This is a genomic window from Segeticoccus rhizosphaerae (assembly GCF_005222685.1).
Classification (GTDB): Bacteria; Actinomycetota; Actinomycetes; order Actinomycetales; family Dermatophilaceae; genus Segeticoccus; species Segeticoccus rhizosphaerae.
Genome location: NZ_SWMA01000029.1, coordinates 1 through 19,273 on the forward strand (window position 1 = coordinate 1; position 19,273 = coordinate 19,273).

Sequence of the window (19,273 nt, forward strand, 5' to 3'; positions counted from 1 at the left end):
ACCTATGACGAAGCAGTCGCCTGGGCACACCGCCAACCAGCAGCCGCTTGACGGATCAGAGCCCTGGGATATCTAGGTGGCTCTCCTGCACGCGGCTGTCGGCGAGCAGGTCCGCCGCCGGGCCGGACAACACGACGTGACCGGTCTCGAGGACGTAGGCGCGTTCGGCGACGGTCAGGGCCGCGTCGACGTCCTGCTCCAGCAACAAGATCGCCGTGCCCGAGCGAGCCACCTCCGGAAGGCGCTCGAGGATCTCGTCGACGACGACCGGGGCCAACCCGAGGGACAGCTCATCGATCATCATCAGGTCGGGCTCGCTCATCAGGCCGCGGGCGATGGCGCACATCTGCTGTTCCCCGCCTGACATGCTGCCGGTGACCTGGGCCCAGGCGTTCGCCCAGGCGGGGGAACAGCTCCACCACCCGGTCGATGTCGCACTTGCCCCGGCGCCAGCCCCCGAGCAGGAGGTTGTCGCGGACGGTCAGGCCGGCGAAGAGGCGGCGGCCCTCGGGCACGTGCGCCATGCCGAGGTCGACGATCGACTCGATCGACCTGCCCTGCAAAGCGGTACCGCGGAAGGTGGCGGCCGTCCACGATCCTCGCCATCCCCGAGAGGGCCCGCAGCAAGGTGGTCTTGCCCGCGCCTTTCGGACCGACCAGGGCCACGATCCCCGCTCGTCCACCTGCAGGTCGATGTTCCACAACACCTGCACCCGGCCGTACCCGGCGGACAGGCCGGACGTCTCGAGCATCATGTCTGGCTCCTGCGCCGTTTGGCGTAGCGGTGACCGAGATAGGCCTCGATCACCCGGTCGTCGGCGAGCACCTCCTGGGGGCCGCACTGGGTGAGCACGCTGCCCTGGTGGAGCACGAGGACCCGGTCACTCACCGCGAGGATCGCCTTCATCACGTGCTCGACGACAAGGATGGTCATCCCCTGCTGCTTGAGACGGCCGATGAGCTCCAGGCTGGGCTCGATCTCGCTGTGTCGCAGGCCCGCCATCACCTCGTTGAGCAGGAGCAGTCTCGGCTTGAGCGCCAGTGCCTTGGCGAACTCCAGCCGCCGCGCGTCTGCGACGGACAGCTCGCTGGGTGCCCGGTCGCCCTGCGCGGCCAGGCCCACCCGCTCGAGCACCTCGTCCGCGGCCTCGAGGGCCTAGGACATCATGCCGGTGCCCTCGGGGCCACAGAGCACGCCGACCGCGACATTCTCCCAGACGGTCATGCCGCGGAAGGGTTGGACGATCTGGAAGGTCCGGGCCACGCGGGCCTTGGCGATCACCCAGGGACGGGCGCCGGTGAGGTCCTTGCCATCTCACCGAGCTGGCCCTGGCAGACCTGCTCGAGGTCTACCGGATCCGGGAGCTGCTCGAGGAGGAAGCAGTGCGCGCCGCCGTGCCGGTGCTCACCGCCGACGACCTCGACCGGTTGCACGAGCTCGAGCTCGACGTGGGTGCCGCGGCTGCAGACGAGGACGTCATCGCGATGACCTAGGCGAACCGCCGGTTCCACTTCGCGCTCATCGACGCCTGCGCGCTGCCTCGGCTGACCCGCCTGATCGGCCAGCTCTCGGATGCCACCGAGGTCTACCGATCGGTCTACTACAACGAGGTGCCCCATCGGTAGCTCGTGCTGGACGAGCACCGTGCGGTGGTCGTCGCCGTGCGCGCGGGCGACGTGGCGCACCTCCGCTGGCTCGGGGAGCACCGCCAGCACGCGGTCGCCGCGCTCCGCCCGGTGCTTGCCCCTTCGCAGCCCTAGCTGCGCTGCCTCCGGAGGGGTCATGCGTCGCCGACGGTGACCGCCTCCGCCTCTGCCGCGCTGTGCGCCGGCTCGGCGCCGTGGTCCGGCTCGGTGTCGATGTGGTGCAGGACGGCCCGGCCAGTGTTGAGCATGATGACGGCGAGCACCACGGCTCCGGCTCCGACCCAGAACGGCAGGTGGACGCTGATGCTCTCACCGAGCTTGCCGGCCAGCCAAGGAGCCACGGCGCCGCCGCCGAAGCGGACGAAACTGTATGCCGCGGAGGCGACTCCGCGCTCGACCGGCGCCGCCTTCATGACCGTCTCGGTGATCAGCGTGTTGTTGACGCCCAGGCACGCGCCCGCGAGGATGACGCACACCGCGAGGACGGCCTTGCTCGACGTGAATACCGCCATGATGGCGAGCAGCACCGCGAAGGCGCCCAGTGCCGCCGAGATCGAGTTGAGCGTGCCGAACCGGCGCTGCAGGCGCGGCGCGACGAAGACCGAGGTGATGGCGAGCAGGATTCCCCAGCCGAAGAAGATGAACCCGATCTGGATCGCGCTGAGGTCCAAGGGAAACGGGGTGAAGGCCAACAGCGTGAAGAAGCCGAAGTTGTAGAGCAGCGCGGTCAGTCCGGTGACCAACAGACCGCGGTGCCGCAGCGCCCGCAGCGGGTCGAGCACGGAGGTCGCCCTCGGAGCACGCGGCGTGGAGGGGAGCAGGAAGACGGTGGCGACGAGGGCGATCAGCATCAGCGCGGAGACCCCGAAGAACGGCCCGCGCCAGGAGATGTTGCCGAGCACCCCGCCCACCAGCGGTCCGGCGGCGATGCCGATGCCCAGTGCCGCCTCGTAGAGGATGATCGCCTGTGCCACCGACCCCTTCGCGGACTGCACGATGGTGGCAAGCGCGGTCGCGACGAACAGCGCGTTGCCGAGTCCCCAGAGGGCTCGCCACGCGATGATCCCGTTGACCCCGTGCTGGGTTCCGGCCATGCCGGCGCCGATGATGATGACCATCAGGCCGAGCAGGAGAGTCCGTTTCGCGCCGAGGCGGCTGGAGACCGCGCCCGTGATCAGCATGGCCAGCCCCATGATGGCCATGTAGCTGGTGAACAGCAACGAGACCTGCGACGGAGTGGCGTCGAGCTGGTCGGCGATCGGCTTGAGGATCGGGTCCACGAGCCCGATGCCCATGAACGCGATCACGCTCGCGAAGGCGACGGCGAGGACGGACTTGGGTTGGCGCCACATGCGTTAGGACTCCTGCGAAGGTCGGGCGGGTTGCCGGTGGTGGGTGGGGTCGGCCGCGCGTTCGGGGCGGTCGGCGGCCTCGAGCAGCCGCCCGAGGCTGGTGATGGCGGTGCGCAGCGCGCGCCGGTCGGCGGGGTCGAGCCGGTCGATGAGCGGCGCGAGGACTGCCGACCTGGCGGCTCTCACCCGTTCCAGCGCTGCGCGGCCGCCCTCGGTCAGCTCGACCAGGGAGGCCCGGGCGTCCTCGGGGTCCTGCCGTCTGGTCGCCAGCCCGCAGGCCTCGAGCCGCTGCACCTGTCCGGTCATGGTCGGTTGGCTGCTGTGGTCGGCACGGGCCAGGTCGCCGATCCGAGCCGGACCGAGCTCGTCGAGCTGGGCCAGCAGCCTGGCCTGGGCGGGCAGCACCTCGAGGTCCGCCTCACGGGTCGCCCAGCGGTTCAGCCGCGCGATGACCGTGAGCAGCTGGGCTCCAAGGGGATTGGTGGACACGACGCCATACTATACATAGGAAACCTATATAAAGCGAACGGTCATCACCCGCTTGCCTGCCTGCGGTTCTCCGTGGCGGGTCCGCGGGCTCTACGGTGTTGCCATGGAGCTCGTCTACTCACCTGTCATCGCGGCGGCCCGCGCACTCTTCGCCGCACAGGGGCTGCGCTTTCGCGTGGAAGGGGCCCAGCACGTGCCGACGAAGGGCGGCGCGGTGATGGTGCTCAACCACATCGGCTACATGGACTTCACGTATGCCGGGCTGGCTGCCCGCCCGTCCGGGCGCCTGATCCGCTTCATGGCCAAGGACGACGTGTTCCGTCACCCGATGAGCGGGCCGTTGATGCGGGGGATGAAGCACATCCCGGTCGACCGCAGTGCGGGGTTGGCGTCCTTCCGCGCGGCCCTGACGGCCCTCAGGGCTGGGGAAGTCGTCGGGGTGTTCCCGGAAGCCACCATCTCGCGCTCGTTCGAGCTCAAGGAGTTCAAGAACGGCGCGGTGCGCATGGCACAGGCGGCACGGGTCCCCTTGATCCCCACGGTGATCTGGGGTTCCCAGCGGGTCTGGACCAAGGATCATCCCAAACGGCTCGGCCGCACGCGGACGCCGATCAGCCTGTCCGTCGGCGAGCCGCTGGTCGTCGACCGCAAGGACGACGCCGACGAGGCCACCGCCCGGCTGAGGCAGGCGATGCAGGAGCTCCTGCACGCAGCCCAGGAGGTCTACCCACCCATGACGGGCGACGACGCGGTCTTCCTGCCCGCGCGGCTGGGCGGGCGCGCCCCGACCCCCGAACGTGCCGCCGAGCTCGATGCGGCCGAGGCTGTCGAACGGGCGGCTCGCCGGTCCGCGGACTGATCGCGAGCACCGGCCACCCGTCCGTGTCGAGGACTGGTCAGGGAGGGTACGCGGCGGCCAGCCGTCGGATGAACGGCAGCGCGACCACCAGGGCGAGGGCCATCGCGCCGAAGGCCGTCGCAGGGTGGTGGACCAGCGCCTGGACGGCGAGAGCGAGCGCCAGACCACCGAGGTTGCCTGCCAGCCAGAGCAGACCCGTGGCCGTGGCGGCACCCACCCCGGCCCGGCGCTCGGCCAGACCCAGGATCAGCGGCAGATCGGTGAGCAGCAGTGCGCCGACGACCACCAGCACGATCAGGGCCGTGAGCGGACCCGGCACGACGGCCAGCACGAGGCAGCCCAGGGCGGCGACCACGACCGAGAGCGCCAGGAACGCCGGCTCCGCGGACCGCTCGGCCACGCGAGGCGGCAGCAGCGCCGAACCGAGCACCCCGGCGACCACCATGAGCAAGAGGAAGAGCCCGGCCTGGGTCTCTCCGACGCCGGCCGGCTCGAGCAGGGCCTGCAACCACGTGGTCAGCGCGACGAAGACCCCGAACCCGATCAGCACCAGTGCCACCAGCACGCGCAGGTAGCCGTCCGCCCACAGGTCTCGCAGGGTGACGGCGCGAATGCCTTCCGCCTGCCCTGGCTGCACCCGCGGGCACGGCTCCGACTGCTCCGGTCGTGTGTCGGGTGGAGTCGCCCGACCCCGGCGTGCCGTCAGGGCGGCGGCCAGCGCGAGTGCCGCCGCGACGGACACCGCGGCCTGGACCCGCAGCAGCGCTGTGAGGTGACCGTCCCCGAACGCCGCTCCCGTGGCGAACGCGAGGACCATACCGGCGAAGATGCCCGCCGAGGAGATCGCGATCCCGGTGGTCCGGTCGGCCGGTCGCAGGTGTTGTCGCGACACGGCGGTCACCGCGTTGAGCACGAGCGGCTGGGCGATGGCGACCAGCAGCTGTCCGGCCAGCGCGACGGTGAAGGACTCGCCCATCAGCCGCAGCAGCGCTCCGCCGGCGGTCAGGACTGCTCCGGCACAGAGTGGGCCGGGGAGGGAACGGTCCAGCAGCCGGCCCGCGGGCAGGGCCAGCACGACATACAGCAGGGGAAACAGCTGGGCGAGCCAGCCGATGGCACCCACGCCGACCCCGTAGTAGGCGGCCGCGCCGGTGGTGACCGGCGCGAAGGTGAGCCAGAGCATCTGGTTGGTGGCGCTGACTGCGGCGTAGGCGAGGACGGGGGCCCAATGGCTGGCCGAGGGCGTGCCGGTCACCACACCGACCTGGTCTCTCACGCGTGGCAGCGTACGACACGCGAATGCCACGGCGGAGGTGTCGGTTGCGGACCGTAGGGTCGCCACCATGGCGATGACGACGACACGGACCGACGTGGCGCAACGCGTGATCGAGGCGCTGGCCGGGCCGGGAGCGCAGCTGCGTCCCGACCAGGTCGAGGCCGTGGCTGCCCTCAGCGAGCCGCGGGCGCGGGCACTGGTGGTGCAGGCGACGGGGTGGGGCAAGTCCGCGGTCTACTGGGCCGCCACCGCAATCCGGCGCGCCGAGGGCGCCGGGCCGACCCTGGTGGTCTCGCCGCTGCTGTCCCTCATGCGCGACCAGGTCGTGGCGGCAGGACGTGGCGGTTTGCGGGCCAGGACGCTCAACTCGAGCAACATCGACGCCTGGCAGCAGATCGAGGCCGAGCTGGCCGACGACCTGGTCGACGTGCTGCTCGTCTCACCCGAGCGACTCGCCAACCCGGGTTTTGGTCGGCGGGTGCTCGACCGGCTCGCCGGACGCATCGGTCTGCTGGTGATCGACGAGGCGCACGCCGTCTCCGACTGGGGACACGACTTCCGCCCCGACTACCGCCGCGTGTCCGACGTGTTGCAGCGACTCAACCCCGAGACCCCCGTCCTCGCCACCACGGCGACCGCCAACGCACGCGTCACCACGGACGTCGCCGCGCAGCTCGGCGAGAGCACGCTGGTCCTGCGTGGTCCACTGGCACGCAGCAGTCTGCAGCTCGCGGTGGTCGACGCCCTGAGTCCGCTGGAGCGGTTCGCCTGGGTGGTGGACCAGCTGCCGCTGCTGCCCGGCTCGGGCATCATCTACACGCTCACCGTGTCGGATGCGCAGCGGCTGACGGCCGTCCTGCGCGATCGGCACGGGAGTGACCTGCTGGTGGCGGCCTACACCGGCCAGCTCGACAGCGCCGAGCGCGAGCGGCTCGAGGACGCGTTGCGCGACAACCGGGTCAAGGCGCTGGTGGCCACCTCTGCTCTCGGCATGGGCTACGACAAGCCGGACCTCGGTTTCGTCGTCCACGTCGGGTCACCGCCCTCGCCGGTCTCCTACTACCAGCAGGTGGGCCGCGCCGGCCGCGGCATCGACCACGCCCAGGTCGCACTGCTGCCCTCCGAGGCCGATGCCGGAGTGTGGGACTACTTCGCCACCGCGACCATCCCCGACCCCGCCCAGGTGCAGCGGCTCCTCGCAGGACTCGAGGCCTACCCGGAGGGCGAGGCGGCCAGTGTGCCCTCGCTCGAGGCCGAGACGGGCCTACGGCGGGGCCGGGTCGAGCTGATGCTCAAGCAGCTGGCCGTGGACGGCGTCGTCGAGCGCACCGAGCGGGGGTGGGTGCGTGCGGCGGTGGAGTGGCACCACGACGCCGAGCACTACGGGGGGATCGTCGCCACCCGGCGCCGCGAAGCCGAGATCATGCGCGACTACACGCGCGGCGCGCGTTGCCTGATGCAGCTGCTGCAGGAGTCGTTGGACGACGAGACGGCCGCGCCGTGCGGCCGGTGTTCGGTCTGCCTCGGCCGGTTGCCCGAGCCGCTGGTCACGCGTCCGTCCGACGACACCGTGGCCGCGGTCACGCGGTCGCTCCGCGGTGAGGTGCACCTGCTCGAGCCGCGGAAGATGTGGCCCGGCGGTGCCTTCGGCAGCCGCGGCCGGATCCCGGCCGAGCTGATGGCAGAGGTCGGCCGGACCCTGGTCTACGCCGACGCGCCCGAGTGGCGGGAGCTGGTGCGATCGGCCATGACCCACGACGGGCCTCCACCGGAACAGTTGTCTTCGGCGGCCGTCGGGGTCCTCGCCGAGTGGAGCGGCTCGTGGTCGTCTCGGCCCGACGTGGTCGTGCCGCTGGCCGCCGCCGGACTCGAACAGCTGGTGGGCGGCGTCGCTGACCACCTGGCCTCCGTGGGGCGGCTCGCGCGCACCGACCTGCGCATCTCCGGGGAGCGTCCCGGGCCCGACCTCAGCTCCCCTGAGGAGGCAGCGGCCTGGCGGTCGGCCATCGTGGTCGATGACGAGATCGTGCCCGAGCTGCGCGGTCGCACCGTGCTGGTGGTGTGCGACGCGTCCTCGTCGCTCTGGCCGCTGACCGTGGCCGCCGCCCATCTGCGCTCGGCTGGGGCGGGGCGGGTACTGCCCCTCCTGCTGCACCGTCGCCCCTGACCGACCAGGGGCCGAGGGCGCCGCGGCCGCGTCGGCACGGCGTTCAGGTCGGCGCGTCGGCGGTCCCCGTGCCTCCGGCCCAGGTACCGGTGATGTAGCGACGCCCGTCCGCGATCTCACCGCTGACCGCGTGCAGCCAGGTCTTCGGGGGCTTCCGGTGACCGGCGGCCACGACGGCGTCCTCCAGCAGGACCTGCAACTCGCTCACGGTCTTGCCGGCGTGCTCGGCGAAGACCAGGTCGATGCACTTCTGCAGGTCGTGCTGGTTCTCCACCTCGTGGTCGGCCATCTCGGAGGCCGACTGCGCCCGAGGCTCCTGCGCCTTGTCCATGGCGAGCTCCCTTCGTCCGGTCCCACACTGGCACGCTCCCGACCTGACGGCCAGCGTCGAGCCGTCTAGATTGAGCTCCATGCGCGCACTGTCCCTCGTCCCCCAGACCCCCGGCACGCTCGATGTGACCGACGTCCCCGACCCCACGCCGCGGGCCGGTGACCTGCTGGTCGACGGGCTGGCCGTCGGGGTCTGCGGCACGGACAAGGAGCTCGCGGCCGGTGACTACGGCTGGGCCCCACCCGGGCGCGACCGGCTGGTGCTCGGCCACGAGTCGCTCGGACGCGTCCGGGAGGCCCCGGAGGGCACCGCTTTTGCCGCGGGAGACCTCGTGGTCGGGGTCGTCCGTCGCCCGGACCCCGAGCCCTGCGGCGCCTGCGCGCACGGCCAGTTCGACATGTGCCGCAACGGGAAGTACACCGAGCGAGGCATCAAGCAGATCGACGGCTACGCGAGCGAGGCCTGGACCGTCGAGGCCGACTACGCGGTCAAGCTCGACCCGCGACTCGAGGCCGTGGGCATGCTGATGGAACCGACGACGGTCGTGGCCAAGGCCTGGGACCAGATCGAGCGGATCGGCAACCGCGCGTGGTTCGAGCCCAAGAACGTCCTGGTGACCGGCGCCGGCCCCATCGGTCTGCTCGGAGCGCTGCTCGGCGCCCAACGCGGACTGGACGTCCACGTCCTCGACGTGGTGAAGGACGGCCCGAAGCCCCAGCTGGTCAAGGACCTCGGAGGCACCTACCACAACGAGCCGGTCGACGAGGTCGTCGAGAAGCTGCGGCCCGAGATCGTGGTGGAGGCCACCGGCGTGCCGCAAGTGATCTTCGGTGCGATGGCGGCGACCGGGACCTACGGAATCCTCTGCCTCACCGGGATCTCCTCCATCGGCAGGGCCATCAAGATCGACGCGGGCGCGCTCAACCGCGACATCGTCCTCGAGAACGACGCGATCTTCGGCTCGGTCAACGCCAACCTGCACCACTACGCCCTCGCCGCGCAGTCCCTGGCGAAGGCGGACGTGTCCTGGCTCGAACGGCTCGTGACCCGGCGAGTGCCACTCGAGAGGTTCGCGGACGCCTTCCAGGCGCAGGACGACGACGTCAAGGTGGCGATCACGCTCGACGGCAGCTCGTGACCGTCGCGGTGCTGCGGCTCGAGCAGTCGCCTGCAGCCCCCGCGTGGGCTCGCCATGAACGGCGCGGACGCCCCCAGTAAGAGGTAGTCGGCCAAAACCGTTGTACCTCAACGCTGTTCAGCGGTGACCAGCAGCACGAGCATCACGACGTCCACGGCCGCGATGGCGATCGCGCCGTAGAAGGGAGTCTTGCCACCGCCCCGGATGCTGACCAGCGCGAGCAGCAGCACGACCGCACCGCTGGCCAGTCCGAGGGCGGAGGGTGGACCGGGCGGAGCGAGCAGGAGCAGGGCGGTTGCGGCGCAGAGCACCACCGGCGTGAGCGCCCGCACCCGTGGCCCGCCGAGTCGGTGCGGCAGCCCGGCCACTCCTGTCGCGGCATCTGCGGCCAGGTCGGGCAGGACGTTGACCAGGTGCGCGCCCACTCCGAGCAGCCCGGATGCCGCCATCACCCACCACGCCGGCCACGCCGGTTGCGGCAGGGTCCACGTCACCACCGCCGGCAGCGTCCCGAAGGCCACCAGGTAGGGCAGGAACGACCATCCGGTCCGCTTCAGGCGCAGGTCGTAGGCCAGCCCGCTCCCCACGACCAGGAAGACGTGGAGGAGGCCCGCCCAGGGACCGCAGGCCAGCGAGGCCACCACGGTGACCCCGGCCGCCACACCGAGCGCCCGCCGCACCAGGTGGGCCTCCAGCTCCCCGGTGACGAGGGGCTTGTCGGTCCGTCCGACGAGCCGGTCCCTGCCGGCGTCCACGAGGTCATTGGTCCAGCCGATCACCAGCTGTCCGCTGCCGACCGCGAGCAGCAGGACGGCGCAGCGAGCCGCGCCGAGCCCGGAGCCGGCCGCGAAGACACCGGCGAGGGCCGTGACCGCGAGGGTCGGGCCGGGATGGCAGGCGCGCGCCAGCGCCACGGTCGTCTTCGCCCAGGGCACGACGCGAGACTAGTCGCACGCGGACGCACGGACTGGTCGTGACCTCACCGTAATCCGTTTGCCGCCCGGGACGGTCCTTCCCTAGCGTCACGGGTATGACCTGTACCCGCGGGCTGGACCGGCTGGGGTGGGACGAGAGCTGGTCCGACACGGTGAGGACGTATGGGAGGTGCGGGCAGCCGGCGCGCGTCGTCTCCACCGACGACGAGGGGATCAGCGCCGTTTTGGGTGCCGATGGGCTGGTGCGGACCAGTCTCGGTGGAGCCGCCCTCGCCAAGCTGGCCGAGGACCCTGACCAGGCCCCCTGCCCCGGCGACTGGGTGGTGGTGCGCCAGTGGCCCGACGGGCCAGCGACCGTGGAACTGGTGCTGCCGCGGCACAACACGGTGCGCAGCCTGGTCGCCGGCGGTGCGAGCGGCCCGGCCATGGCAGCCAACGTCGACCTGGTCGTCGTGGTCCTGCCGATCGAGCAGCTGTCTGCTGCCACGGGAGGTCCCGACGCGCCTCGTGGACTTCCGCCCCGCGGGGGGGACATACCCACCGTTGTCGTCGCGGCAGAAGGGCGGTCGGCGCCTTCGGGGGCCGGCGCGCCGGACTGGTCCGGAGCGCACGGGGTGGAGGTGCTCAGGTGGAACCCGAAGTCCTCCGAGGGCATGGCCCGGTTACGCCAGCGGCTGCACGGTGACGAGACGGCGCTGCTGGTCGGTGCGCCACGACTGCGGTCCGGACTTCTCGCAGCGATGACCGGCGCGATCCCCGTGCCACAGCGGTCTCCTCCGGGTGGCACAGACCGGCTCGTCGTGGTCCCCGGGGGTGGCTGCCTCATTGACCTGTCCCGGGCCGGCGTGGTGCAGACCGGTCGGACCCGACAGGACCCTCCGGGGTAGCGTCGCTGCGTGCGTTCCGAGCCGAGCATCATGCACCTCGACCTGGACGCCTTCTTCGCCGCGGTCGAGCAGCGGGACAAGCCCTCCCTGCGCGGGCGGCCGGTCATCGTCGGCGGCGTCGGGGGTCGCGGCGTGGTGGCCACGGCCTCCTACGAGGCGCGGGCCTACGGCGCACGCTCCGCGATGCCCACGTCCGAGGCCCGCCGCCGCTGCCCGGCTGGGACCGCCTTTCTCTCCGGGCGGTTCGACGCCTACCGCAAGTCCTCGTCGGTGGTCATGGACCTGCTCGCCGAGCTCTCACCGGCCGTGGAGCAGGTGTCCATCGACGAGGCCTACGTCGACCTCGCCGAGGGAGCGCACGACCTGTCGGTCGAGGGGGTGACCGCCCTGGGCACCGAGCTGCTCGACCGGCTCCGAGAGCGCACGGGCGGACTGACCGCGTCGGCCGGGATCGCCTCATCGAAACTCATGGCCAAGATCGGTTCGGAGCTTCACAAACCCGCGGGCCTGACCGTGGTCGCGCCGGGGAAGGAGCTGGAGCTGCTCCACCCGCTCCCCGTGACCGTGATCGCCGGCGTCGGGCCGGCCACCGAGGAACGCCTGCGCACCTTCGGCGTGCGGACCGTAGCCGACCTCGCGGGACTGAGCCTGGTCGACCTGGTCAGCATCCTCGGACAGGCCCACGGCGCGGGCCTCCACCAGCTGGCGCGTGCCGTCGACGACCGTCCCGTCGTGACGGTGCGGGAGGCCAAGAGCATCTCGGCCGAGGAGACCTTTGACGCCGACATCACCGACGACCGCGTCCTCAGGGACGAGATCGAGTCCCTGGCGCGAAGGGTCGGACAGCGGCTGGTGTCCACCGGCCTCTTCGGCCGCACCATCACCCTCAAGGCCCGACACCACGACTTCTCCACCGTGACGCGCTCGTCCACCCTCGGGCAGGCGACCGCGGACGCGGCCCTGGTGGCGGCTGTGGCAGGGCGGCTCCTGGCCGGGCTCGACACCACGAACGGGCTGCGCCTGTTGGGAGTCGGCGTCTCCGGACTGGCCGCTCACGCCCAGGACGAGCTGCAGTGGGAGGAGGTCTCCGCTGCGGAGCAGGTGTCGGAGGCCGCCGGCCCCGCGCCGGCCGGCGTGACAGCGCACCGAGATCCGGTGTGGCGCACCGGTCAGGACGTGATGCACGAACGCCACGGCCCCGGCTGGGTGTGGGGGAGCGGGGCGGGGCGCGTCACGGTGCGATTCGAGGGACCGACGACCCCCGCGGGCCCCGTGCGGACCTTTGCCGCCGACGACCCGGCCCTGGCTCCCACCTCTCCACCGGACTGGGAGGCGACGCCCGTCGGCCGGCACACCTGACCGACGGCTCGGGGACCGGGTGCGTGATCCGACTTCTCCCGCCCGCGACACGCGTCGCGCGCGTCGGCCCTCAGACGCGAGACCCGGCGGCCCGCAGGTCGAGGCGGTGCTCGATCGATCTCCCGAGCGCCGACCCAACGAGCACCCCGAGGGCGATCGACACCACGACCAGCACCGCCGACAGGGCCGACGCCACACCGTCGCCGGTGCTCACGGCGAGCTGGGTCGTGCCGAGCAGGCCGAGGCTGCCGGGCACCAGCAACCAGAACGCCGGCAGGAAGACCACCAGCGACGGCGGCCCGCCGGGGAGACGCTGCACGACCGTGGCGGCGAGAGCGGCCACGACCCCGCCCAGCAGCCCCCCGCCCGGAGCGCCGTAGACGACCTGACCGCTGAGCTGTGCCGCAAACGTCACCAGCAGCACCAACCACATCCACGGGAGCGCACCACGGGGCGCGGACACGTTGTAGTAGACACCGATGCCGACCAGGACCACGCCGAGCCACGGCGCCCACGGGCCGAGCTCGGCGACGCGCGTGTTGACGAGGGCCCCCGGGCCGGAGCCGACGACCTTCGCGGCCCCGAGCACGCCGAGCGCGAACAGGAGAAGCTGCACGGTGCCGAAGGTCAGCCGCGAGGCGCCGGCGACCATCGCACCGGCGGCGAGCTCCGACATACCGGTCACCAGCAGCGCCCCGGGCAGCAGGACGGCGAGTGGCGGAAGCATCGTGCGCAGCGGACCCTCCAGCAGCGCGGCATCTGCGGCGAGCAGCACCAGCGCGGCCACCACGAAGGCGGCGACCACCGGCAGCAGGCTCTGCAGCAACCGCCAACGGACGGCGACGGCCGCGAGCACAGCGACGACGGCGGCGCCGAGCGCCGCGGCCAGGACGTTGGGGAGCGCGGGCTGCAGGATGAGGGCGATGCCGGCGCCCACGGGCAGCAGGCCCAGGGCACGCAGCCAGCCGGGGAAGCGCGCCGGGGCGGCCAAGGCCTCCTCCAGCCCGTCCAGGGCCTGCTGGGGCTGGAGAGTGCCACCGACCAGCGCCGCCGGGAAGTCCGACACCATGGCCAGCTGATCGAGCCGGAGCGCGCCACCGACCTGCTGGAAGCCCGCCGACTGGTCCGGGCCCAACGCGACGAACAAGCCGGTGGGGGTGGCGGCGACCTGGGCCTGCGGCGATCCCAGGGCGGCGGCGACGGCCCGCAGGTCGTCCTCGACCTCGTGGACGCTGCGACCGCCGGCGAGCAGAGCAGACCCGAGGCGCAACAGGATCCGTCGTCGGAGCACGGCAGGCGCCGGTTCGATCGGTTCAGGCCCGGCCATGACCACCGCCTTCGTGTTTCGCCGTGCGGCCGTCAGCGTATCGGCGCGAACACGACCTCGGTGAAAGCGCCACGGGGGCCGTCGCAGGAGGAGTACTCTGGCGCGGTCATCGAAGGGTCCTGGCGTGAGCGTGTTCTGTCCTGGTGAGACCAAGCCGCACAGCGGATACCGCCATGAGGCCCTGCTCTGGCATGGGAGCGACGAGTTCCTCGACGCTGCAGTGCCGTTCGTGCTCGAAGGTGTGGCTGGCGGGCAGCCCGTGATGGTCGCCGTCGTGGAACCGCGACTCGCCCTGCTCCAGGACGCGCTGGATGGCCGGGGGACCAGCGTCCGCTTCGTCGACATGGCTGTCCTGGGCCGCAACCCGGCCCGCATCATCGCGGCCTGGCGAGACTTCATCGAGGAGCAGGGGCCAGAGCCGGGCCCGATGCGAGGGATCGGTGAACCGATCTGGGCGGGGCGGCGGCCGGAGGAGCTGCAGGAGTGCCAGCTTCACGAAGCCCTCCTCAACCAGGCCATCGAGCCCGAGGTGCCCCTGTGGCTCCTGTGCCCCTACGACGCCGAGGCGCTCGACCCCGGCGTGCTCGGGGAGAGCTGGCGCAGCCACCCGAGCGGGCACGGGTCGGAATGGGTGGACAGCGCCAGCTACGGCGGCTCCCACCACGTCGGGGAGCTCTTCGGCATGCCGCTTCCCGAGCCCGAGACACTGGCCCCCCGGATCATGTTCGACCGGCACGACCTCGGCATGCTGCGGGGCGTGGTGTCGCGGTTGGCAGGGTCGTGCGACGTCGCACCGCGCGCCGCCGCCGACCTGGTCCTCGCGGTGCACGAGATCGCCTCCAACAGTGTCATCCACGGAGGTGGTGGGGGAGTGCTGCGGTGGTGGTCGAGCCCCGATGCCGTGGTGGTCGAGGTGCGCGACCTGGGCCACATCACCGACCCGATGGTGGGCCGGGTGCCCCCGTCGCCACAGGGCGCCGGTGGTCGTGGTCTGTGGTTGACCAACCAGCTGTGCGACCTGGTGCAGGTGCGGTCGGGCACCTGGGGGACGTGCGTGCGGATCCACCACTGGCGGTGAGTCACGGACCTCGCCGGCCAGGTGGCGGGCGGCACTTCGGCAGGGTGGCAGGAGCGGTGGTGGCGATCGCGGTCAGGGACGGATGATCGCCATACCGGCGCCCGGTGCCATCGTGGCCAACGCCTGTCCCGCCTGGTCGAGGGTCAGCTCGTGGGTCACGAGGCGGTCGGGCTGCAGGGTGCCTGCTGCGACGAGGGAGAGCAGTTCCGGGTAGGCGTGAGCGGGCATGCCGTGACTGCCGAGCAGGTCCAGCTCCAAGGCGATCACCCGTTCCATGGGGAGCGGCGGGTGGCCCTCGCTCGCCGGGAGCAGCCCCACCTGCACGTGCCGACCACGACGACGCAGGCTCAGTACCGAGGCCGAGCAGGTGTCCGGGCTCCCCAACGCGTCCAGGGAGACGTGACCACCACCCTGGGTCGCGTCGACCACCGCCTGCGCGACCTTCTCCGCGCTGCGCCCGGACCCGTCGACCGCGACGCGTGCGCCCAGGTCGCGGGCCAGGGCCAGAGCTTCGGTGCTGATGTCGACGGCGACGACGTGGGCCCCCGCCGCCGTGGCGATCTGCACGGCGGACAGACCCACACCTCCGCACCCGTGGACCACGACCCACTCGCCGGCCTGGACCCGCGCCCGGTGCACCACGGCACGGAAGGCCGTGGCGTAGCGGCACCCCAGCGCGGCCGCCGCGCCGAAGTCGAGGTTGTCCGGGAGCGAGACGAGGTTGACATCAGCGGCGTCGATCGCGACCAGCTCCGCGAACGAGCCCCAGTGGCTGAAACCCGGCTGGGTCTGCCGCTCGCACACCTGTTGCTGCCCGGCCGCGCACGCGGCGCAACCTCCGCAGGCACACACGAAGGGCACGGTGACGCGCTCACCCGGACGCCAGCGGCGGACCTCCGGACCCACGGCCGCGATGGTCCCGGCGAGCTCGTGACCGGGGACGTGGGGAAGCTCGATGTCGGGGTCGTGCCCCATCCAGCCGTGCCAGTCGCTGCGGCACAGTCCGGTCGCACCCACGCGGACCACCACGCCGGAAGGGGAGGGCCTGGGCGCGGCGACCTCGCGGACCTCCAGGGAGCCGCCGAACCGCTCGAACACGACTGCACGCACGGGCCACATCATGCCCCAGGCCACGGCCCGGGAGACCGCACGGTGTCGGTGTCATCGGTCATGATGGAGCGGTGACCTCTCAGCCTGCGGCCCTGTCTCCCTTCGTAGGACGGCACAGCGCGGTCGAGACCCTGTCGGAGCAGCTCGGGCTGGCCCGACCCGGGGCCACCTTCCGCGGCGTGCTGCTGTCCGGCGACGCCGGCATCGGCAAGACCCGGCTGCTCTCGGTCACGAGCGACCGGGCCCGCGATGCCGGGTGGCGCGTCGCCGCCGGCCACTGCCTCGACCTCGGTGGCACCGCCCTGCCCTACCTGCCCTTCATCGAGGCCTTCGCTGCTCTCGACGCCGAGGTCTCCGGCCTGATCGGGACGGCACTCAAGGAGCACCCGCCGCTGGGTCGGCTCCTGCCCGGGCGCGGAGCCCAGCCGGCGGAGCCGGACCGGCCGGAGGGACGCGAAGGACTGGACGGCTCCGCCGATGCCGCTTCGGTGTCCCACCGGACGGACCTGTTCGAGGCCGTGCTCGCGACGCTGACCGAGTTGGCGTCGGAGCAACCCCTGCTGCTCGTCCTCGAGGACGCCCACTGGGCCGACCAGTCCACCCGTGACCTGCTCACCTTCCTGCTCACCCGGGCAGTCCCGAGCCCGCTCGCCATGGTGCTGTCCTACCGCGCCGAGGACCTGCACCGCCGGCACCCTTTGCGCGGAGCCATCACCCAGTGGAGTCGCCTGCCCAGCGTCCAGCGCCTCGAGCTCGGCCCGCTCGCGGACCGTGACGTGGGGACCCTCGTGCGGACGTTGCGTCCCGGGCACGTACCCGAGGCCGAGGTCCAGGAGGTCGTCCGGCGGGCGGAGGGCAACGCGCTGTTCACCGAGGAGCTGGTCGCCGCCAGCGCGGCCGGCGAGGGTGCCGTGCCACCCGATCTCGCCGGACTGCTCCTCGTGCGTCTCGACCAGCTGGACGACGACGCCCGCAGCGTCGTGCGGCTCGCGGCCGCCGCGGGACGCCGGGTGAGCCACACCGTCCTGGCCAGCGTCTCCGGCCTCGAACCGACGACGCTCGACCACGCCCTGCGCGAGGCCCTCGAACGCAACATCCTGGTCCGCGTCGGTGACGACGCCTATGCGCTCCGGCACGCCCTGCTCCGGGAAGCGGTGTATGACGACCTGTTGCCCGGCGAGCGCGTCCGCGCCCACGCGGCATACGTCAAAGCGCTGTCGGGACTGGCCATCAAGGGCGCGGCGGCCGAGCTGGCGCGCCACGCGCGCGCCGCACACGACAGGGCGACAGCACTGCGGGCCAGCATCCGGGCCGGCGACGAGGCCGTGTCCGTCGGAGGACCCGAGGGGGCGCTGCGGCAGTACGAGTTCGCGCTGGAGCTGGCGTCCGACCCCGAGTTGGCCGCGGGCGAGGTCGACCTGGTGGAGCTGACGACCAAGGCCAGCGCCGCCGCCCTGGCGGCGGGCCACGTCCACAAGGCGGTGGCCCTGGTGCAGGACCGGCTGGACCAGGACCCCTACACCGCCGAACCGCTCGGCCGCGCGAGGCTACTGCTCGCGCTGGCCGGCGCCGCGCTGCTCAGCGACGGCAACGCCGACGTGTTGCCGCTCACCACCGAGATGCTCGAGCTGGTGCCCGCGGAGCCCGTCAGCGCCCTGCGGGCCAAGGTGGCCGTGGTCCACGCCCAGGCGCTGGCGGATCTCCAGCGTGACGAGGAGGCGACACGTTGGGCGCAGGAGGCCGGTGACCTGGCAGACCGGTTGGGGCTGCGCGACGTGGCCGCCGACGCCACGACCCAACTGGCGCGGATCCAGGATCGCGGCGGCGACGCCGAGTCGTCCCGGCAGGCCCTCGAGAAGGTGATCGCGGAGGCACACGAGCGAGGCGACGCGGCCGAGCTGCGCGCGCTGCACCACCTCGGCGGGCTCTACTACGAACAGGGCCGGCTCGCCGATGCACTCGAGGTCTACCGCAAGGGAGCCGCCCGGGCCCGCGACCTGGGCCGGCCCTGGGCGCCGTTCGCCCTGGACGCGCGCCTCCTCGCCGGGCTGGCCGCCTACGAGTCCGGCGACTGGGACACCGCCCTGCAGGTGGTCGACTCCGCCGGTGAGTCCCCGCCGCCACTGGCCGAGGCGGCGCTCTGTTCCGTCGAGATGGTGGTGCGCGCTGCGCAGGGCGACGAGGCCGTGCTGCGGCTGCTCCCGTCGGTGCGCCGTCAGTGGGGCCACGACGGGATCATCGCGATCATGAGTGCTGGTGCAGCCATCGAGGCCTACGGCACCGTCGACGACGTCGATGCCGCTATCGCGGTCCACGACGACGCCGTGGAGACCGTCGGTCGCCTGTGGCAGCACCCCGACTTCCAGGCCCGCATCCGGCTGTCGGCCCTGTTGTTGGGCCAGCTGTGCCGGGCGGCGGCCCGCGCGGGCGGCGCCGAGCGCTCGATCCTCGCGAAGAAGGGGGACGACTTGCTGGCAGCTGCCCTGCGTGCCGTCGCCCACGCGGAGACGCGGCGGCGCCGGCGTGGTCCGGAGTCGTTGGCCTGGGAGGCCCGGGCCCGCGCCGAGCACGAGAGGCTGCGCCTCCTCACGGCGACCGAGGCGCCGCCCGCCGACGAGCTGGTCGCCTCCTGGGAGCGGGCGGTCAGCGCCTTCGAGGACTATCCGAACGTGTTCGAGCTGGCGCGTTCCCGGGCCGGCTTGGCCGCGGTGCTGCGGGCCACGGGCGACTCGGTTCGAGCACGCGAGGTTGCCGACGTGGCCCGCGCAGCGGCCCGCAAGCTCGGCGCCGCGCCGCTGCTGGGTGAGCTGCGGGCCCAGGGCGCTGGTGCCGGACGACGCACGGCAGAGGGGCCGACCACCGCGCTCACGCCCCGGGAGCAGGAGGTCCTCGCCCTGGTGGCCCAGGGACGCAGCAACCGGGAAGTTGCCGGCCAGCTCTACATCAGCACCAAGACCGTCAGCGTCCACGTCTCCAACGTCCTGGCCAAGCTGGGCGTCGGGGGCCGCACCGAGGCCGTGGCGGTGGCTCGCCGGCGGGGACTGCTGCAGGACTGAGCACCCCAGCGACCACGCGGCCGCGGCGACCACACGGCCGCGGCGACCACACGGCCGCGGCGACCACACGGCCGCGGCGACGACACGGCCGCGGCGACGACCAGCGGCGATACTGGAGCGGAGCGACTCTGCCGCGAAGGAGCCGCGGCACAGAACTCTGCGGGGCGCGCGACACTCGAAGCGGTGGTGTACTCGACGGTAGGCGGGTCCGGCTGGAAAGGTGGACCTGCTCGGTGACGTCGGTCGTCACCTCACGGAGCAC

General features: G+C 72.4%; 17 protein-coding genes and 2 pseudogenes. 8 read left to right on the plus strand and 11 right to left on the minus strand.

From position 1 onward, the window contains the following. Positions 1-55: 55 nt before the first annotated feature. The 4 genes and pseudogenes from FCN22_RS21935 to FCN22_RS22560 form a co-directional block, all read right to left on the minus strand. A pseudogene (locus FCN22_RS21935) lies at positions 56-373 on the minus strand (ATP-binding cassette domain-containing protein); the annotation flags it as partial. Next, positions 322-702 (minus strand): ATP-binding cassette domain-containing protein, encoded by a 381-nt coding sequence (locus tag FCN22_RS21940; protein ID WP_338016660.1) that lies wholly within the window; start codon positions 700-702, stop codon positions 322-324. The pseudogene FCN22_RS21935 and the gene FCN22_RS21940, both read right to left, overlap by 52 nt. A gap of 49 nt (positions 703-751) precedes the next feature. Then, positions 752-1,123 (minus strand): ABC transporter ATP-binding protein C-terminal domain-containing protein, encoded by a 372-nt coding sequence (locus tag FCN22_RS16345; protein WP_137122630.1) that lies wholly within the window; start codon positions 1,121-1,123, stop codon positions 752-754. A 33-nt stretch (positions 1,124-1,156) separates the two neighbouring features. Then, on the minus strand, positions 1,157-1,282 hold the full coding sequence (locus tag FCN22_RS22560) for a hypothetical protein (RefSeq protein WP_274381615.1): 126 nt from the start codon (positions 1,280-1,282) through the stop codon (positions 1,157-1,159). A gap of 74 nt (positions 1,283-1,356) precedes the next feature. On the opposite strand from FCN22_RS22560, the pseudogene FCN22_RS22725 reads away from it, so the two are divergent. Continuing rightward, positions 1,357-1,626 (plus strand): annotated as a pseudogene (locus FCN22_RS22725) (FCD domain-containing protein). Between the two features lie 155 nt (positions 1,627-1,781). On the opposite strand, the gene FCN22_RS16350 reads toward FCN22_RS22725, so the two are convergent. Both FCN22_RS16350 and FCN22_RS16355 read right to left on the minus strand, forming a co-directional pair. Continuing rightward, complete coding sequence (locus FCN22_RS16350) at positions 1,782-2,999, minus strand: MFS transporter (RefSeq protein ID WP_137122631.1); 1,218 nt, start codon at positions 2,997-2,999, stop codon at positions 1,782-1,784. A 3-nt stretch (positions 3,000-3,002) separates the two neighbouring features. Continuing rightward, positions 3,003-3,488: a MarR family winged helix-turn-helix transcriptional regulator gene (locus FCN22_RS16355; RefSeq protein WP_137122632.1), complete on the minus strand. Its 486-nt coding sequence runs from the start codon at positions 3,486-3,488 to the stop codon at positions 3,003-3,005. Between the two features lie 103 nt (positions 3,489-3,591). Here FCN22_RS16355 and FCN22_RS16360 point away from each other — a divergent pair, with 103 nt between their 5' ends. Then, entirely contained in the window at positions 3,592-4,347 is a 756-nt protein-coding gene (locus FCN22_RS16360; protein ID WP_137122633.1) for a lysophospholipid acyltransferase family protein, read from the plus strand. A 37-nt stretch (positions 4,348-4,384) separates the two neighbouring features. Here the strand turns inward: FCN22_RS16360 and FCN22_RS16365 are convergent, their stop codons facing one another. Beyond that, positions 4,385-5,623, minus strand: a complete 1,239-nt coding sequence (locus tag FCN22_RS16365; protein WP_202911633.1) for an MFS transporter — start codon at positions 5,621-5,623, stop codon at positions 4,385-4,387. Between the two features lie 67 nt (positions 5,624-5,690). Between FCN22_RS16365 and FCN22_RS16370 the strand changes: the two genes are divergently transcribed. After that, on the plus strand, positions 5,691-7,790 hold the full coding sequence (locus tag FCN22_RS16370; RefSeq protein ID WP_137122635.1) for a RecQ family ATP-dependent DNA helicase: 2,100 nt from the start codon (positions 5,691-5,693) through the stop codon (positions 7,788-7,790). Positions 7,791-7,833: 43 nt separating this feature from the next. Here the strand turns inward: FCN22_RS16370 and FCN22_RS16375 are convergent, their stop codons facing one another. Continuing rightward, on the minus strand, positions 7,834-8,121 hold the full coding sequence (locus FCN22_RS16375) for a hypothetical protein (protein WP_137122636.1): 288 nt from the start codon (positions 8,119-8,121) through the stop codon (positions 7,834-7,836). A gap of 79 nt (positions 8,122-8,200) precedes the next feature. Here FCN22_RS16375 and FCN22_RS16380 point away from each other — a divergent pair, with 79 nt between their 5' ends. Further along, the gene (locus FCN22_RS16380) at positions 8,201-9,259 is read left to right on the plus strand and encodes a glucose 1-dehydrogenase (protein WP_137122637.1); all 1,059 of its coding nucleotides are present in this window, start codon (positions 8,201-8,203) and stop codon (positions 9,257-9,259) included. A 107-nt stretch (positions 9,260-9,366) separates the two neighbouring features. On the opposite strand, the gene FCN22_RS16385 is transcribed toward FCN22_RS16380, so the two are convergent. After that, positions 9,367-10,194, minus strand: coding sequence for a UbiA family prenyltransferase (locus tag FCN22_RS16385; protein WP_137122638.1), 828 nt, complete (start codon positions 10,192-10,194; stop codon positions 9,367-9,369). A gap of 95 nt (positions 10,195-10,289) precedes the next feature. On the opposite strand from FCN22_RS16385, the gene rsgA reads away from it, so the two are divergent. Both rsgA and FCN22_RS16395 read left to right on the plus strand, forming a co-directional pair. Next, on the plus strand, positions 10,290-11,081 hold the full coding sequence (gene rsgA / locus FCN22_RS16390) for a ribosome small subunit-dependent GTPase A (protein ID WP_137122639.1): 792 nt from the start codon (positions 10,290-10,292) through the stop codon (positions 11,079-11,081). A gap of 9 nt (positions 11,082-11,090) precedes the next feature. Next, a complete protein-coding gene (locus FCN22_RS16395; protein WP_137122640.1) occupies positions 11,091-12,440 on the plus strand; it encodes a DNA polymerase IV in 1,350 nt (449 codons plus the stop codon). 70 nt (positions 12,441-12,510) lie between these two features. On the opposite strand, the gene FCN22_RS16400 is transcribed toward FCN22_RS16395, so the two are convergent. After that, positions 12,511-13,767, minus strand: coding sequence for a threonine/serine exporter family protein (locus FCN22_RS16400; protein WP_137122641.1), 1,257 nt, complete (start codon positions 13,765-13,767; stop codon positions 12,511-12,513). Between the two features lie 124 nt (positions 13,768-13,891). On the opposite strand from FCN22_RS16400, the gene FCN22_RS16405 reads away from it, so the two are divergent. Then, on the plus strand, positions 13,892-14,845 hold the full coding sequence (locus FCN22_RS16405; RefSeq protein WP_137122642.1) for an anti-sigma factor RsbA family regulatory protein: 954 nt from the start codon (positions 13,892-13,894) through the stop codon (positions 14,843-14,845). A 72-nt stretch (positions 14,846-14,917) separates the two neighbouring features. On the opposite strand, the gene FCN22_RS16410 is transcribed toward FCN22_RS16405, so the two are convergent. Then, positions 14,918-15,955 carry a zinc-binding dehydrogenase gene (locus FCN22_RS16410; protein WP_137122643.1) on the minus strand — a complete coding sequence of 346 codons (1,038 nt, stop codon included), beginning with the start codon at positions 15,953-15,955 and terminating at the stop codon, positions 14,918-14,920. A gap of 71 nt (positions 15,956-16,026) precedes the next feature. Between FCN22_RS16410 and FCN22_RS22565 the strand changes: the two genes are divergently transcribed. Further along, positions 16,027-19,011 (plus strand): helix-turn-helix transcriptional regulator, encoded by a 2,985-nt coding sequence (locus FCN22_RS22565; protein WP_137122644.1) that lies wholly within the window; start codon positions 16,027-16,029, stop codon positions 19,009-19,011. The last annotated feature ends 262 nt before the right edge of the window (positions 19,012-19,273 follow it).